Source organism: Bacillus sp. CDB3 (assembly GCF_002081505.1).
Classification (GTDB): Bacteria; Bacillota; Bacilli; order Bacillales; family Bacillaceae_G; genus Bacillus_A; species Bacillus_A cereus_AT.
On the sequence record NZ_ALBR01000092.1, the window covers coordinates 2,501 to 19,387 of the forward strand.

Sequence of the window (16,887 nt, forward strand, 5' to 3'; positions counted from 1 at the left end):
TTCGCAGCTTCCTCTTCAAGCTGTTCCAATCCTCCATAAGGAAAATCAACAATCTTACCACATTTTTCACAAATCACATGATAATGTTGACTTGTAACATAATCAAATCTACTTGAAGCGTCTCCATAAGTTAATTCCTTTACAAGTCCAACTTCTTTAAATACACGTAAGTTATTATAAACAGTTGCAACACTCATATTCGGAAACTTACCTTCTAATGCTTTATAAATGTCATCCGCTGTTGGGTGCGTCATGGATTCCACAAGGTACTCTAAAATAGCATGACGCTGTGGAGTAATGCGTACACCCGTATTTTTCAGCATTTCTAGCGCTTCTTTTAATTCTTCTTTGACCACCGTCATGCACCCCGATTCTATACGGATTATTATTTTATAATTCTTATAAAGAGTGTACTCCTTTTCTTATAAATCGTCAATATTTCTACTATAAGTATGTGGTTTATTTTTGTATATAGCCTTATTCTTATGTATCTTTCCCCAGTTTCTATACATTTACATAGAAAAAAGTGCGACATAATCGCACTTGGAATACTATCATCTGAGGAGGTATGCCCTACACTTCCACTTTATGTAAGACGATAAAATATGTATAGACACTTGCCTTACTTCTATATATTTTATCTCCACTATAGATTTATTTTATATAAGAAAGAACGTCCTCAATATGTCCTTTCACTTTCACTTTACGCCATTCTTTTACAAGCTCGCCGTCTTTATTAATAAGGAATGTAGAGCGCTCGATTCCCATGTACTCTTTTCCGAAGTTCTTTTTCAACTTCCAAACATTGTACAATTCTGCTACTTTATGATCTTCATCTACTAAAAGTGCAAATGGGAGCTCATGTTTTTCAATAAATTTCATATGCCTATTCACCGAATCAGGGCTTACACCAAGGATGACCGTATCCTTCTCTTGGAATAATCCATATGCATCACGAAAATCACATGCTTCAGTTGTACACCCTGGAGTCATATCTTTCGGATAAAAATATAAAACTACATTTTTACCTCGGAAATCAGCTAAACGAACTTGTTCTCCGTTACTTCCCTCTAATGTGAATTCCGGTGCCATTTCTCCTACTGTGATCATTGTTGTCACTCCTTCTCTTTTCCATTACTATAACAAATACTACCTTATTTTTCATTGTCCATTACAGTCCTTACCACAAAGGCAAACGGTAATGTATATCCAATTAGCGCCTCTCCAATTGCAATCCATCTTCCGATTCCAATCGGAGCTATATCCCCATATCCAACGGACAATAAAGTAACTGCGCTAAAATATAAACATATTTCAACAAGTTGAAAGGAATGAGCACTTAACCTATCCCCATCTTCTTTCAAAACTGCAAAACCCATTTCCTCTAATACAACATAACTTAATCCAAACGCAATCAATACCGTTGTATAAATTAAAAACAACGTGGCTAAATTATACAGCGAAAAGAAACGTTTGGAATCTGAATATGAACTCCATAATAATTGGACACTTCTCAAAATAGCGATTGCTACAATTAATAGAATAAATCCCCATAACATGTCCTCCACCTCATTTTATATGTATGAGGACTATAGATGATTTATCCCTTAGAAACGAACAAGCTTCTATAATTAATTTCCTGCACCGCGATATCGTTTGACCCCTTGATTCCAAAGGGTAATTGCAATAGTAAAACAGATAACACCAACAAATGGTGTCGCAAAAGCATAGCTATTCCACTCTGTTTTTCTTAAAAAGTATGCTGCTGGATATACTCCCACAAATGCAAACGGTAAAACAAACGTTAAAATAAAGCGAATAACACGGTTATAAATATCAACAGGATAGCGTCCATAATTCCCTATGTTATACATAAGTGGCATAATCGAACTTTTCGCATCCGACCAAAACCCAAGGCTTGCAAGTGTAACAAATATCCCGCCGTACACAAGCGCCCCTCCCCCTACCATCAGTAAGAATAGGAAGAAATCATACCAGTAAAAAGATAAATTTAGTTCCACTGCTGCATAGCCCATTACAATAATTCCTGTAACCGCTCCAATTAAAGATTCAAGTTCCATTCTTTCTAATATAATTTGAAATAAGCTATGAATTGGTCTCGTCAATATACGATCCATTTCACCTTTAATAATGTAACGATCATTAAAGTCCCATATATTAAAGAAAGCTGAAAAAATGGCAAACGGTACTAAAAAGAAACCGTAAATAAAGATTACTTCTTCTCGGCTCCACCCTTTTAGTGCTTGGGTATGTCCAAACACAACAAGAATGAAGATTAAATTAACGGCTTGTAGTGATAAATCTGAAAGTAATCCGACGATAAAATCGCCCCGATACTCCAATTTTGTTTTTATATATTGACTTGCATATTGTAAAAACAATTTTATATATAGCATCTCATCATCCCCCTTGTACAATTAAACGTTTTCTCGCCGTTTTCCACATCAGTACAATTGGAATAATAAGTATAATTGCCCAAATCAATTGAAATAATAAAGCTTCATATAACTTACTTCCTTGTATACCTTCAGAGAAAATCATACTCGGAATATAACTAATTGCTTGAAACGGTAAAAACACCATTGCTTTTTGGGCCCATAACGGATAAAAACTAATCGGTAATAATAAACCAGAAAATAAATCAATAACAACACGTTTCGCATACATAATTCCACTATTATTAAATAAGAAGAATGTAAGCATTCCGGTCATTAAATTTATTTGTGTATTAATGATAAAACTAAATATTAAAGATAAGAAGAAAAATAACCACGTTTGAAAATCCGTTGTAATTTGTAATGAAAATAACAATGTAACGATGACCATACCTGGAATTGAAAAGAAAGCAAAACGAAATATCCCTTCTCCAAGACCTTGCATAACTTTCATACCTAAATAGTTATACGGACGAATTAGCTCTACCGCCACACGTCCTTCTTGAATTTCCATCGCAATTTCTCTATCTATATTATTGAAATAAAAAGCACGTGCCATCCATGCGATCGCAATATACGTAGTCATTTGCGAAATAGATAAACTTTCAATATTCTCTTTCCCACTATAAATCGCTTGCCATAAAAAATAATACGCACCGATATTAATCGTATAAATTAAAATCCCGCTGTAATAATTCGTACGATAGGCGAGCATCATTAAAAAGCGAATGCGAATCATTTCAATATACTTACCCATGCATAATACCTTCTTCATAAATGTTACGAATAATTTCCTCTGTAGACACTTCATTAATTTTTAAATCTTTAATTTGAAAGGCCTGTACTACTTTAGAAATCAGCATAGAAATGATAACCTCTTCATTCGGTATTTTTGCAATCCACGCATTTTCCTCTTTCGCTTTTGACCAAACGACATGATTATCTGGCATAACCATCGATAACTCCTGGTATGAAACCGGGGCAATAAACTGAAAATGTATTTCTTTTTCTGCTCCCCACTGTGTGCGAAGATTATCTAAAGATCCGTCATACATAATGTTTCCTTCATCAAGCATGATGACACGTTCACATAAAGCTTCAATATCAGTAATATCATGTGTCGTTAATAAAATTGTTGTTTTATAACGTTCATTCATCTCTTTTAAAAATTCTCGTATTTTCAGTTTCACAAGAACATCAAGTCCAATTGTTGGCTCATCTAAAAATAATAATGGCGGATTATGAATTAATGCCGCTGCCAATTCACAACGCATTCTTTGACCAAGAGATAATTTCCGCACCGGTTTATCCAATAAAGGACCAATATCTAATGTTTCAATAACATGTTCCATATGTTCCTTATACTGAGCATCCGATACACCGTACACTTTCTTCAATAAACGAAACGATTCTTGTACAGCGATATCCCACCAAAGCTGAGAACGCTGACCAAACACAACACCGATTGTTCTTACAAATTCTTCTCTTTGTTTGTGCGGATTCATTCCATTCACTGTAATTTGTCCTGATGTCGGAGTCAAAATCCCTGTAAGCATTTTAATCGTCGTTGATTTACCAGCACCATTCTCACCAATATAACCGACCATTTCACCTTGCTTCACAGTAAAAGAAACATCATTTACTGCTGGTACTATTTTATAATTACGATTTAATAAATCGCGAAATGCACCCTTTAATCCCGGACGACTTGAATAGGCTGTAAACTCTTTACGTAACCCTTGTACCTCAATTACCGATTTCATAATCGGACCCCCTTCCTAAATGTCACAACGAATAGTTTACCCAACTGCTCCTTCTATCACAAACAATACGTCTTTTCAAAAAACATGTTAGAATAATACATAGATTTTTGTAAGGAGATGAATTGAAGTGAATTTCACAAAATCAGAAGCGTTACATAAGGAAGCTTTAGAACATATCGTTGGTGGTGTTAACAGTCCTTCCCGTTCTTTCAAAGCAGTTGGAGGCGGTTCTCCGGTTGCAATGGAACGCGGAAAAGGTGCTTATTTCTGGGATGTAGATGGCAATAAATATATCGACTATTTAGCAGCATATGGCCCTATTATTACTGGACATGCTCACCCGCATATAACAAAAGCAATTACAACAGCAGCTGAAAATGGCGTACTATACGGTACTCCTACAGCACTAGAAGTAAAATTCGCAAAAATGTTAAAAGAAGCAATGCCCGCTTTAGATAAAGTCCGCTTCGTAAACTCTGGTACAGAATCCGTTATGACAACCATTCGTGTGGCTCGTGCTTACACTGGCCGCACAAAAATTATGAAATTCGCTGGTTGTTACCACGGTCATTCTGATTTAGTACTTGTAGCAGCAGGCTCTGGTCCTTCTACTCTTGGAACTCCTGATTCAGCTGGCGTGCCACAAAGTATCGCCCAAGAAGTTATTACTGTTCCATTTAATAATGTAGACACGTTAAAAGAAGCTTTAGATAAATGGGGACATGAAGTAGCAGCTATTCTTGTAGAACCAATCGTTGGAAACTTCGGTATCGTAGAGCCTAAACCTGGATTCCTTGAGAAAGTAAATGAGCTTGTCCATGAAGCTGGTGCATTAGTAATTTATGATGAAGTTATTACTGCTTTCCGCTTTATGTACGGTGGTGCTCAAGACTTACTTGGCGTGACACCAGATTTAACAGCACTTGGTAAAGTTATCGGCGGCGGCCTTCCAATTGGCGCTTACGGTGGTAAGAAAGAAATTATGGAACAAGTTGCTCCGCTCGGCCCTGCATACCAAGCTGGTACAATGGCCGGGAACCCTGCTTCTATGGCATCAGGTATTGCATGCCTTGAAGTACTTCAACAAGAAGGCATATACGAGAAATTAGATGCACTTGGCGCAATGCTTGAAAAAGGAATTTTAGAACAAGCTACAAAACATAACATCGACATTACAGTAAACCGTCTAAAAGGTGCATTAACTGTATACTTCACGACAAATACAATTGAAGATTACGATGCAGCCAAAAATACAGATGGGGAAATGTTCGGTAGATTCTTCAAGCTAATGCTTCAAGAAGGTATTAATTTAGCACCATCTAAATATGAAGCATGGTTCTTAACGACAGAACATACAAAAGAAGATATTGAGTATACAATTGAAGCTGTCGGCAGAGCATTTGCTGCTTTAGCAGACAATAAATAACCCCTATAATTAAAAGGAAAAAAGAAAGCAACCTTTCTTTTTTCCTTTTTTCTATTTCATAAATTGCTTATTAATAGTATAATTATTCATAATTATCTGTTTTATATTCTTTTATATCCTTACTATCCCTGTATATAAGGCTAGTTATGCCTTAAATAGTAAGATTATTCAAAATTTATTTTCCAGAGGGGGGATTGACGGATGCTCAATAAAAAAAATAAATGGACACCGTCTTTATTTCGGAATTATAAAAATGCAGAACATGATGCGTGTGGAATCGTTTCCGTTATGGAAAAAAGAAAAATTCCTACAAAAGAAAATATCGACCTTTGTATACAATCACTAATCAAAATGAACCATAGAGCTGGTTTCATCAATGGCGAAGGAGATGGTATTGGAATCCATATTGATGTACCAAAAGCACTTTGGAATGAAAAACTGAAAAGTAGCGGATATAATCCAACGATTGTGGATCATCCCCACTTTATCGTTGGACATTTTTTTCTAAACAAAAAAGAAAATATTGCTGATTTAAAAAATCAAATTCGTACACAACTAAACAATGAAAACTTTACAATTATTTTCGAAAGTGATGATGTCATAAATTCCGATGCACTCGGGCCACTTGGTAAACAAGAAGAACCTTTATTTTGGCAAGTTGCCCTTATCGCTGAAAATGAAGTTAAAAATATTGAGCAAACATTATTTGCTGTAACGATAAAAATAGAGAAAAATGAAGCGATTCACGTTGCTTCATTAAGTCGTGATCATGTTGTATATAAAGTTCTAGGTGCTGGAGATACACTTGTTGCCTATTACAACGATTTACAACACCCACTTATCGCTTCAACGATGACACTAGGACATAATCGCTATTCTACTAATACATTATCTAATTTTTTTCGTGTACAACCATTTAGCATTCTCGGACATAATGGTGAAATTAATACAATTGCCAAATTACGTGATCAAGCCGAAATGATTCATGTACCACTTACTGCTGGGGGCAGTGACTCCCAAGATTTAAATCGCACCTTAGAAACCCTTCTCGTTCAGTATAACTACAGCCTATTTGAAGCAATGGATATATTATTTCCACCAATTATTAATGAAATAAAACTTTACGAAACAAACTTACAAAACTTATACACTTATATACGTGAGGCTTGGGGGCATTTCGCCCAAGGTCCAGCTGGCATCATTTCACGTTATAAAGATGAAGCTGTTTTCAGTGTCGATTCTCTTGGATTACGCCCAGTTTGGAAAGTAGAGACGGAGAGCTCCTATATTTTCTCTTCTGAACCTGGAGTTGTATCACCGACTGAGTATGTAGCAGAGCCGAAACCACTCGCTCCTGGAGAAAAGGTTGGATTAAAATGGAATGAACAAGATGAGCTTGTTCTCTATGAATACGACAATTATCAAATTGAAGTATTCAACCGTTTTAAGAAACGAATCGATGTTACCAATTATCATTTAAACTTATCTATCCCTGAAACGAAAGAAACCCAAGGATTATGTGATTCTGTTCAAGTTGAAACGAAGCAATACGTCGCTTTCGGCTGGGATCGAGAACATATTCAGCTCCTTGAACAGATGGCGACAAAAGGCGTCGAACCAATTCGTTCACTTGGGCATGACTCTCCACTTGCCGCACTTGATACAGATAGACGAAATATTGCCGATTTCATTAAGGAAAGTGTAGCCGTTGTGACAAATCCAGCCATCGATCGTGATCGAGAAGTCGAGCACTTCTCCACACGCACTGTACTCGGAGAACGTCCAAGTTTATTAGATAACTCTAAACAACCATTTGTAATCGAGATGCTTTCACCAATTATTTTAGAAGGAAGTTTAGCTCAGCCTATTGCGGCAGAATTACAGACGATTACGTACGAACAACTTATACAGCTATTCACCACTCATAGCTCTGTCTCTACAATTTCTGTTACATTTAGTCCATCAGAAACTTTACAAAGCGCGTTAAATCGAATTAGTTCCGAAGCGATAGCAGCCGTTAAAAATGGGGCTTCCCTACTATTATTAGATGACGCTAACTCTCATCAAAATGAACTATTATGGATTGATCCACATTTAGTTACCGCTAAAGTACATCAATCATTAACTGAAAATAACTTACGCCGGAAATGCTCTCTCGTTATACGTTCCGGTGCCCTTCGCTCCTTACACGATATCGTCACGCTATACGGATTAGGGGCAGACAGTATTAATCCATATTTATTATTCGCAACTGTAAATGATGGAACAAAAGCATCAATTACTAACTTGTATACCGCACTTAATAAAGGACTAGAGAAAGTAATTTCAACGATTGGAATTCATGAATTACGCGGTTACGGTCGCCTCTTTTCCTCTATTGGATTACATGAGGAAATCGCAAACACATTACAAATTACAAATTTCTTCGGTTCAAATGATTTAGCATTTTCACTTGAATCACTTGCTGAAGATGCAAAAATTCGTGCGATTGATTATAACAATCCACAAGTTAGAATGAGAAAATCATTTCATATATTCCCGCGGATTTGGAAAGCAATTGGTGATGTTGCCAAAGGAAACTCTTATGATGATTACCGCGACAAGTTAAGTGAATTAGAAGAAAATAACTCTATCGCGATCAGGCACCTTATTCAAACAAAACAAACAAAACATGTAATTCCGACTGAAGAAGTGTCCATCGGCATTCACAATCATGATTTACCATTTATTATTAGTTCCATGTCATTCGGTTCTCAAAATGAAATAGCCTTCCGTGCATATGCAGAAGCTGCCGATCAGCTAAATATGATTAGTTTGAACGGTGAAGGCGGCGAAATTAAAGATATGATTGGCAAATACCCAAATACACGCGGACAACAAGTTGCATCTGGTCGATTTGGAGTAAACGCTGAACTACTAAATTCATCAAATTTAATTGAAATAAAAATCGGTCAAGGAGCAAAGCCTGGTGAAGGTGGACATTTGCCTGGTTCAAAAGTAACTGCCAAAATTGCTGAAGCACGTAATGCGACAATTGGTTCGGATTTAATTTCACCTTCTAACAACCATGATATTTATTCAATTGAAGATTTAGCTCAAATGATTACAGAAATTAAAACGGCTAATCACCTTGCAAAAGTAGCCGTAAAAGTCCCTGTCGTTCCTAACATCGGAACAATTGCTGTCGGTATTGCAAAAGCTGGTGCTGATTTTATTAACATTAGCGGGTTTGATGGCGGAACAGGTGCTGCACGTATTCATGCATTGCAACATGTAGGTCTTCCTGTAGAAATCGGTGTTAAAGCTGCACATAACGCTCTATTAGAAGCACATATGAGACATAAAGTAGAGATTTGGGCAGACGGTGGTATCCGAAGCGTAAATGATGCCTTAAAAATCATGCTCCTTGGAGCAAACCGGATTGGATTTGGTACATTATCAATGATTGCCATTGGCTGTACAACTTGCCGTGGTTGTCATCTCGATACGTGTCACGTCGGAATTGCAACACAAATTGAATCTGAAGCTCAAGCAAAAGAACATGGACTGCGCCGTTTCGTTCCACGTGAATTAGAAAGCGCAGTTGCCGGGCTATTAAACCTATTCACTACTTTCGGTACAGAACTAAAACGTTTAACAGGGCAGCTCGGTTACACAAACTTACAAGATATTGTCGGGCGATCAGATTTATTAGAACAAACTCGAGGCAAGAACTTATTAGACTTACAAAGCTTAATACAAACGATAGAAGATTCCTCCGTAAAAATAACGGAATCTGTACAAGAAAAACAATTTGAATCAACTAATTCTCTCCAGTCAAAAGAATTAGTAAGCGTCGGCGTAGAGCACCGTGTAATGGGCGGTCTAGAATCCTGTTATCGTGTTCGTAGTAAATTATATGAAAACACTCATCTTGAACCACTTACATTAAAGTATACAAACGGTTCTGTTCCTGGAAACGGGTTAGGCGCGTACAATAGCGAGAACTTATTTATACACGTAAATGGCGGTGCGCAAGACGGCATTGGGAAAACTTCATTTGGTGGTGGCATTTATATAACGAAAGCAAAAGGAAAAGATGGAACATATTATAACGGTTCTGTCGGAAAAGGATTTGGGTACGGCGCTCAAAAAGGCGCATTATACGTGCAAGGTAACGCTGATGCTCGTGCTGGCATTCGCCTTTCTGGGGCAGATATGATAATTGGAGGTAGAATTACAAAACCACTCCGTGAAAAAAAACAAGGGAATATAGGCGCATATTCCAATATAAAAGGGTTCGCTTTTGAATATATGACAAATGGTCGTGCTCTTGTTTTAGGAGATCCTGGTCCATGGATTTGTGCCGGCATGACTGGTGGTGTTGTTTATTTACGTCATGAGCCAAACTTAGGTTTAACAGAGCAAGCCTTAAAACAAAGAATCGCTAAAGGTGCAAATGTAACATTGCAGCCAATTAGTAAAAATGGTTTGCAAGATGTAAATGAATTATTATTAGACTACATTCGTGTATTAAATGAGCATGAACAATATGAAGAAGTCGCTTTATTAACACCATTATTAGATGATATCCAGCTTCACTTCTATGAAATTATCCCGAAAAAAGAACAGGCGGACCCATCTATCTCAACTGAATGATAAAGTGAAACTTTAATCATTGGGGGGATTGTCCATCCCCCACTGATTATTAGCCTTTACCAATCGGGCGTTAATGCGGGATATGTACAATATTTATTTTCATAAAAAAAATTGACGAAGCAAGCATCGCATAGTAATCTATAATAACAATTTGAAACCTGCTGAATTTCAGCAGGTTTTTTTATTAAAGAATAGATGTTTAAAGAGAATTTGGATAAATTATAAATTAATCTTAATTTCTTTATTAAACTTTTTAACGTCACTAAAATATCACTTGCTAACATATTGTAATGAATGTATAGTATCATGTTGTACATTCATTATGACAAGAGAAAGGATATCAATAAGGGTATGAAACTTGGTGCTCGCATTTTAAAAACGGGTATTGCCATCACATTAGCTTTATTTGCTTGTATTTTACTTCAATTACCGAGTCCAGTATTTGCGGGAATCTCAGCTATATTCGCTGTTCAACCGTCTGTATATCGCTCGTATTTAACAGCTCTTGAGCAAATTCAAGCAAACGTAATTGGTGCGGTATTCGCTATCGTATTTGCTACTGCTTTTGGACATAATCCTTTTATTATTGGATTAACGTGTATATTAGTAATTGCTCTTACTTTACAATTACGTTTAGAAAACACAATATCAATCGCTTTAGTAACAGTTATCGCCATTATGGAGTATCAAGGCGAAGATTTCTTTAATTTTGCCTTACTTCGATTTGCGACGATTATGATTGGAATTATTGCGGCTTCGCTTGTAAATTTAGTATTTATGCCGCCAAAATATGAAACAAAACTTTACCATCGCATCGTTGATAATACAGAGGAAATTGTTAAATGGATTCGTATGAACAGTAGGCAAGCTTCTGATTTCACAACGTTAAAAACTGATATTGATCGTATGAAAGAAAAAATGATCAAACTAAACCATTACTATTTGCTGTATAAAGAAGAAAGAAGCTACACGAAAAAAGTAAAGTTTGCAAAAATTCGTAAGCTCGTTTTATTCAGACAAATGTTAGCGACAACAAGCCGTGCTTTAAGTACGTTAAAGTCATTACATCGTACTGAAAATGAACTGCGCTATATGCCAGAAGAATTTCAGGAATCTATTCAAAACGAACTTGATTCATTAACGCATTATCACGAACAAGTGCTATTAAAATTTATTGGTAAAGCAAAGAAACAACAATCCGTTGAGATGCTTGATGAAGTTGAAACAGGTAAACAAGAGTTAATTGATATCTTTATGGATTATCAAAACAAGGACGATGAGGAAGCGTATAAAACATGGCTACACCTCTTCCCTCTTATTTCTGCCATTATTAACTATAGTGAAGAAGTAGAGCATTTAGATTTACTTGTGGATAGCTTCTACACATATCATAAACCAGAGAGTGAACTCCAAATCGAAGATAAAAAAGAAGACGAATAAAAAACAGCTCCTTTTATGCTAAAGGAGCTGTTTCTGTTATATGCTGAAGTTGATATAGATTGTAATAAAATCCCCTCTTTTTCATTAACTCTTCATGAGAACCTTTTTCTTTTATTTCACCATCTTCAACATAAATAATTGTATCAACATGCGTAATCGTCGCTAATCGGTGTGCAATGATAATTGTTGTCCGATCTGCCGCTAACGTTTGCAGTGCCTCTTGGATATATCGTTCATTTTCTAAATCTAAAGCGGAAGTTGCTTCATCTAATATAAGTAAAGACGGATTCTTTAGAAAAACCCGTGCGATTGCTACACGCTGTCTTTGTCCACCAGATAATTTCACACCACGTTCCCCAACGACAGTATCATAGCCACCTGGCAACTCTGTAATAAAATCATGAATTTGTGCAGCTTTAGCAGCTGAAATTACTTCCGCCTCTGTAGCTTTCGGATTTCCATATAAAATATTTGCCCCGATTGTATCACTAAATAACAAATTATCTTGCAGTACAATTCCAATATTACTACGTAAATTTCTCATATCATACTTTCTTACATCTATCCCGTCTATATAAACTGCTCCTTCAGAAACATCATAAAAACGCGGGATTAAACTGGCGATTGATGACTTTCCTCCACCACTTGCCCCTACAAGCGCAACCTTCTCTCCTGGCAGCATAGTTAATGACAGATTATGCAATATTTCTTTTTCACCCGCATTATAACGAAAAGAAACATTATCAAATATAACTTCTCCATCTAGCCTTTTCGTTTGCACCGCATTTGGTACATTAACAATATCGTATTTTTCATCTAACAGTTCAAACACTCGATCCATTGAGGCGAAAGATTGTGTTAATGTTGTAGATGAATTAACGAGGCGACGCAGCGGACTATATAAACTATCCATATATCCAACAAAGGCCACCATAGTACCCAGTGTTAATGATCCTTGTACTACCTCATACGCCGCAAAACCAATAACGAGTAACGGCCCTAAATCCGTTAACGTATTCACTGCCGAAAACGTTCTCGCCGTCCAACTTGTATGTGTTAGTGCTTTCGTTAAAAATTCATTATTTCTCTTTTCAAACTGTCCTCTTTCATACTCTTCTAATGCAAAGCTACGTGTCACTTGCATCCCTTGAATACGTTCATGTAAATATCCTTGCATCGTTGCTAAAGCTTGCGAGCGCTCTTTCGTCAATTTTCGAAGGCGTCCGAAAAAATATTTCACTGCAACTACATAAATAGGTAAGATTAATAAAGCAACAAAGGTTAATTTTATATTCATAGAAAACATAACGATAATGGCAATAACAATTGTTGCAGTATCTAACCAGACATTCATAAGACCGGTAATTACAAAATCCTTCGTTTGTTCTACATCATGGATTACACGTGAAATAATCTCCCCTGTTTTTGTGTTCGAATAATAACGTAAGCTCAATTTTTGTAAGTGTCCAAAAATATGTTTTCGTAAATCGTATAGTATTGTATTGGCGATACGTTGCGCGAAATATTGACGATAATATTCTATCGGTGGTCTTAATACCGCAAAGATAAAAAAAGCAATCCCAATTGCGGTTATTAATTGCGACGTTTTTTCTTGAAGTGAGCCTGTGCCTTGAATAACATCATCAATAATATACTTCAATAACCATGGCATAATAAGCGGGATACCGAACTTAACAAGACCAATAATAATTGTAATAGCAATGAGCCATCGATATGGTTTAACAAATTGTAAATATCTTTTTATACCTTGCACATAATCCCCCCTCTAATAGGACAAACCTGCCGGGGAATCCCCTGCAGGTTTGTTTTAATTTCTGTACATTAAATATCTTTCGTACCACATATCTACGAAATCCGGTGCAAAAGGACCTTTTCTTTGATGAATCCACTGTGTTAAATGTGCTACATTTCGTTTTAAAATTGTATCAATAACAGGTGGATACTGCATGATCTGACTATGCTTTTCATACTCATCTTCATCTAAAAGTGTATATGTCATATCTGGATACACTTTAATGTCTAAGTCGTAATCAATATACTTTAATGCTTCAGAGTCATATGCAAAAGGAGAACTTAAATTACAATAATAATACACTCCTTCTTCTCTCAGCATTCCAATCACATTAAACCAATAATTAGCATGGAAGTAACAAATCGCAGGTTCGCGAGTAATCCATGTTCGACCATCTGATTCCGTAACTACTGTACGATCATTTGCTCCGATCACAAGGCTCTGCGTCCCTTTTAAAATTGTTGTCTCTTCCCACATTCTATGAATGGAGCCATTATGTTTATAACTATGTATTTGTACCTTTTCTCCTTCTTTGGGAAATCCCATATATGCTCCCTTCTTTCAACCGCAAATGCTTTTCTTAAGTTGTCTTAACTACCCCTTGAACTGCATTCACTTTTTTTCTATTATAACTTTTTTGTCAAAATTTTAAAACTAAAGCGATAGGGCACTAGTTTTCATGAGGAATATAATGAAGTTTGTATTATTGAATACCATATCACCAACCCTTTTAACGAAGGAACATTTCCTATGAATTAGCAATACATATTTTAGAAGATCAAACGAAGATATAACAAAAAGAAAAGCCCCCTCACCTCTGTTTAAGAAAGGACTTTTCACCTAAAATCGACAACATATCTCACCCTTAATTTGAAATTATTTTTTCGGTTTCAAAAGATTGAATCACATTATTCGTTTGCTGTTCAAATTTTTCATGTAAAAGTTTTAATGCTATTTCTGTTCTATATATTTCTTGACGGATAAAATGCAATTCTTTTTTATCGCACGTATCCCTTTCACTCATTTCAATTTGCTGATACTTCTCTAAATGCGATTGTAACTTTAAAAGCTCATCCATCGTTTCCAACTGCTCTCCTACCAACTTATCAAAATCGTTCATCACTTACCCCCTTTTAAATTCATTCGCCAGTTATAATTCCTATTACATATTTCTAATCGCGCACTTCTTTCTCCTTTGACTACATTTGTTGACTTATTAGAAGTTATGTCGTTCCCTTTATTTTCATTACAATGACCCACACACATAGAAAACACTTCTCTCGAACGGAGAAGTGTTTTTCCATCATTACTGATTTGAGCTAGAAGATTGTGATTGTTTTGCAGCTGATTGTGCATTTTGTTTTTTCACTGCATGCACATCTGTTTCAGTTGCAAACTCTGTACCATAACTAGCATTTGCACTCTGAGCAGCAGAAGCTTGTGCTTTCTGTGCCTCTGATTGTGCGTTCGCTTGTTTTACTGCTTGTACATTCGTTTCAGTCGCAAACTCTGTACCATAGCTAGCATTTGTACTTTGAATGCTAGCACCAGAAGTTGCCTTATTATAACCTTGTTGTTTTTTACTCATCTTTCTCACCTCCACAATCAATAATGTAACCAATTCACTTAGAAGTTATCCTTAATTTTCTTTTAAAAAATTCACGCATATATCTCTTATCACTCATTCAAACTACATATGATGGAGGTGGTAATATGTATACTGGACGTGATATGACTGAGCTAACTATGATTTCCAAAAATGAATGGAACAAAGATGAATTGGCTCATTTTCATCATTCATTTCAGCAAATTATGCCTTATCTAAATGTAGAGGGACAAACGATTTATAAAGAAATTGTGAAAGAAATCGAGTCACGTGGCGGATTATAAAAGCATGGATTTTTAGCCTCGAAATACAAATTTCCCCCAATAAAAAAACGTGTTCCAAAGTTCTAGAACACGTTTTTTTCATTTATCCCGCTATTCGCCGGGCAGTAAGACCCTCCCCTCAAAATGCAGCAAAAGCAAAGAAGTTAGGTTGGGGCGGGCTGCCCGTAAATGCCCGATTGGTGAAGGCTAATAATCAGTGGGGGATGAAGAAAACCCCCACTGATTAAAGTTTCACTTTATTGCATTGTAATTTTTTTCACACAATTTTCGTAAATTGTACGATGCGATTTCGAGAAAGGTAACTGCTCAAATGCTTCTTTTGATACAAATTTCAATGTATCTGTTTCAACAATATCACCGGTTACTTTTCCGTAAAATACGAATATATCCCAAGTGCGATGTGTAAACGTATGTTGCACATTCATTGCGTATTCTTCAATAGAAATCGAAAGCTCAAATTTTTCTTTCATATAATCTGTAAGCTGTTCCTTCTGATTCCGAATCCCTTCGCCAAGTTCGGCATTCGGAAACTCCCACATGTTAGCTAATAATCCGGTACTTGGACGTTTATTAATGACGTAACGACCATCTTCCGTTTGAAGCACCCCTGCAACAATCGGTACCATCGTAGGAGCCTTCGCTTTACTTTTTACTGGTAACTCCTTTTGAACGCCTTCAGCATATCCCCTGCAATGTTCACGTACAGGGCAAAGTAAACAAGATGGATTTTTCGGTATACAAATTAATGCTCCTAATTCCATCAAACCTTGATTAAAATAAGATGGATTTTTAGCCGAAATAATTTCACGCACAATCTCTTCAAACACTTTTCTCGTTTTTGGTTTTGCAATATCATCCCACACTGATAAAATACGAGATAATACGCGCATAACGTTCCCATCAACCGCCGGCTCTGGTATACCGTATGCAATGCTTAAAATGGCACCTTTTGTATATGGTCCCACTCCTTTTAGTTTTTCGATTTTCTTTACATCGCTTGGTACTTCCCCGCCGTATACTTCTTTTACTTCCTTTACTGCTGCATGTAAATTTCGTGCTCTAGAGTAATACCCTAAGCCTTCCCATGCTTTTAATACTTCTTCATCATCGGCATTTGCTAACGCTTCAAGCGTAGGAAACTTCCCCATAAAATTTGCGTAATATGGTTTTACAGCTTCCACCCTTGTTTGCTGTAACATAATTTCCGAAACCCAAACACGATATGGATCTTTATTTTTTCGCCACGGTAAATCACGTTGTTCTTTTTCAAACCAACCAATTAAATCATTTTGAAACTGCTCTATGTTAAACTTATTTAATATTTCAAGTGTCAAACTTGATCCCCCTCATTTTTTTGCATATACGTACTATTATAAAGATTTTAGGAAAAAATTTAAGTAAGATGACATAGGAAATAGAAGGCAAAGGACTTGAGGTATCGAATAAAAAGAGTTACATTAA

At 36.3% G+C, this 16,887-nt stretch carries 15 protein-coding genes (1 of these 15 running past the window's edge); 4 read left to right on the forward strand and 11 right to left on the reverse strand.

Annotated elements, in window-relative coordinates; all coding sequences use genetic code 11:
* From perR to CDB3_RS22220, 6 genes are all read right to left on the reverse strand, one after another.
* A protein-coding gene (gene perR / locus CDB3_RS22195) for a peroxide-responsive transcriptional repressor PerR (protein WP_000237831.1) crosses the window boundary here: on the reverse strand, positions 1–356 show its 5' portion. 73 nt of this gene lie to the left of the window's left edge; 356 of the gene's 429 nt are visible here — the first part of the coding sequence; its start codon is at positions 354–356; the stop codon falls past the left edge of the window.
* Positions 357–654: 298 nt separating this feature from the next.
* Positions 655–1,110 carry a thioredoxin-dependent thiol peroxidase gene (gene bcp / locus CDB3_RS22200; RefSeq protein ID WP_128855976.1) on the reverse strand — a complete coding sequence of 152 codons (456 nt, stop codon included), beginning with the start codon at positions 1,108–1,110 and terminating at the stop codon, positions 655–657.
* A gap of 44 nt (positions 1,111–1,154) precedes the next feature.
* Positions 1,155–1,559 carry a potassium channel family protein gene (locus CDB3_RS22205; RefSeq protein WP_097828878.1) on the reverse strand — a complete coding sequence of 135 codons (405 nt, stop codon included), beginning with the start codon at positions 1,557–1,559 and terminating at the stop codon, positions 1,155–1,157.
* 72 nt (positions 1,560–1,631) lie between these two features.
* Positions 1,632–2,417, reverse strand: a complete 786-nt coding sequence (locus tag CDB3_RS22210; protein WP_128855977.1) for an ABC transporter permease — start codon at positions 2,415–2,417, stop codon at positions 1,632–1,634.
* A 4-nt stretch (positions 2,418–2,421) separates the two neighbouring features.
* A complete protein-coding gene (locus CDB3_RS22215; protein ID WP_097828880.1) occupies positions 2,422–3,213 on the reverse strand; it encodes an ABC transporter permease in 792 nt (263 codons plus the stop codon).
* Complete coding sequence (locus CDB3_RS22220; protein WP_128855978.1) at positions 3,206–4,219, reverse strand: ABC transporter ATP-binding protein; 1,014 nt, start codon at positions 4,217–4,219, stop codon at positions 3,206–3,208. Before CDB3_RS22220 ends, CDB3_RS22215 begins: the two co-directional genes overlap by 8 nt.
* Before the next feature lie 127 nt (positions 4,220–4,346).
* Here CDB3_RS22220 and hemL point away from each other — a divergent pair, with 127 nt between their 5' ends.
* The 3 genes from hemL to CDB3_RS22240 all read left to right on the forward strand — a co-directional run bounded on the left by hemL (position 4,347) and on the right by CDB3_RS22240 (position 11,723).
* Positions 4,347–5,645, forward strand: coding sequence for a glutamate-1-semialdehyde-2,1-aminomutase (gene hemL / locus CDB3_RS22225; RefSeq protein ID WP_128855979.1), 1,299 nt, complete (start codon positions 4,347–4,349; stop codon positions 5,643–5,645).
* A gap of 201 nt (positions 5,646–5,846) precedes the next feature.
* Positions 5,847–10,283, forward strand: a complete 4,437-nt coding sequence (locus CDB3_RS22230) for a glutamate synthase-related protein (RefSeq protein WP_128855980.1) — start codon at positions 5,847–5,849, stop codon at positions 10,281–10,283.
* Positions 10,284–10,634: 351 nt separating this feature from the next.
* Positions 10,635–11,723: an aromatic acid exporter family protein gene (locus CDB3_RS22240; protein ID WP_128855982.1), complete on the forward strand. Its 1,089-nt coding sequence runs from the start codon at positions 10,635–10,637 to the stop codon at positions 11,721–11,723.
* Positions 11,724–11,736: 13 nt separating this feature from the next.
* Here the strand turns inward: CDB3_RS22240 and CDB3_RS22245 are convergent, their stop codons facing one another.
* The 4 genes from CDB3_RS22245 to CDB3_RS22260 all read right to left on the reverse strand — a co-directional run bounded on the left by CDB3_RS22245 (position 11,737) and on the right by CDB3_RS22260 (position 15,124).
* Positions 11,737–13,497, reverse strand: a complete 1,761-nt coding sequence (locus CDB3_RS22245; RefSeq protein ID WP_128855983.1) for an ABC transporter ATP-binding protein — start codon at positions 13,495–13,497, stop codon at positions 11,737–11,739.
* Positions 13,498–13,551: 54 nt separating this feature from the next.
* Positions 13,552–14,082, reverse strand: coding sequence for a nucleoside tri-diphosphate phosphatase (gene ntdP, locus CDB3_RS22250; RefSeq protein WP_000506627.1), 531 nt, complete (start codon positions 14,080–14,082; stop codon positions 13,552–13,554).
* Between the two features lie 319 nt (positions 14,083–14,401).
* Positions 14,402–14,656, reverse strand: coding sequence for a YgaB family protein (locus tag CDB3_RS22255; protein WP_000997589.1), 255 nt, complete (start codon positions 14,654–14,656; stop codon positions 14,402–14,404).
* A gap of 186 nt (positions 14,657–14,842) precedes the next feature.
* Positions 14,843–15,124, reverse strand: a complete 282-nt coding sequence (locus CDB3_RS22260) for a gamma-type small acid-soluble spore protein (protein WP_000039043.1) — start codon at positions 15,122–15,124, stop codon at positions 14,843–14,845.
* A gap of 125 nt (positions 15,125–15,249) precedes the next feature.
* Between CDB3_RS22260 and CDB3_RS31815 the strand changes: the two genes are divergently transcribed.
* Complete coding sequence (locus CDB3_RS31815; RefSeq protein ID WP_002094743.1) at positions 15,250–15,426, forward strand: hypothetical protein; 177 nt, start codon at positions 15,250–15,252, stop codon at positions 15,424–15,426.
* 236 nt (positions 15,427–15,662) lie between these two features.
* On the opposite strand, the gene mutY is transcribed toward CDB3_RS31815, so the two are convergent.
* Positions 15,663–16,760: an A/G-specific adenine glycosylase gene (gene mutY, locus CDB3_RS22270; RefSeq protein ID WP_128855984.1), complete on the reverse strand. Its 1,098-nt coding sequence runs from the start codon at positions 16,758–16,760 to the stop codon at positions 15,663–15,665.
* Positions 16,761–16,887: the final 127 nt, after the last annotated feature.

Coding starts and splice junctions, on each gene's coding strand:
- bcp (WP_128855976.1), bottom strand. CDS start 1,110: ATGATCACAGTAGGAGAAATGGCACCGGAATTCACATTAGAGGGAAGT.
- CDB3_RS22205 (WP_097828878.1), bottom strand. CDS start 1,559: ATGTTATGGGGATTTATTCTATTAATTGTAGCAATCGCTATTTTGAGA.
- CDB3_RS22210 (WP_128855977.1), bottom strand. CDS start 2,417: ATGCTATATATAAAATTGTTTTTACAATATGCAAGTCAATATATAAAA.
- CDB3_RS22215 (WP_097828880.1), bottom strand. CDS start 3,213: ATGGGTAAGTATATTGAAATGATTCGCATTCGCTTTTTAATGATGCTC.
- CDB3_RS22220 (WP_128855978.1), bottom strand. CDS start 4,219: ATGAAATCGGTAATTGAGGTACAAGGGTTACGTAAAGAGTTTACAGCC.
- CDB3_RS22230 (WP_128855980.1), top strand. CDS start 5,847: ATGCTCAATAAAAAAAATAAATGGACACCGTCTTTATTTCGGAATTAT.
- CDB3_RS22240 (WP_128855982.1), top strand. CDS start 10,635: ATGAAACTTGGTGCTCGCATTTTAAAAACGGGTATTGCCATCACATTA.
- ntdP (WP_000506627.1), bottom strand. CDS start 14,082: ATGGGATTTCCCAAAGAAGGAGAAAAGGTACAAATACATAGTTATAAA.
- CDB3_RS22255 (WP_000997589.1), bottom strand. CDS start 14,656: ATGAACGATTTTGATAAGTTGGTAGGAGAGCAGTTGGAAACGATGGAT.
- CDB3_RS22260 (WP_000039043.1), bottom strand. CDS start 15,124: ATGAGTAAAAAACAACAAGGTTATAATAAGGCAACTTCTGGTGCTAGC.
- CDB3_RS31815 (WP_002094743.1), top strand. CDS start 15,250: ATGTATACTGGACGTGATATGACTGAGCTAACTATGATTTCCAAAAAT.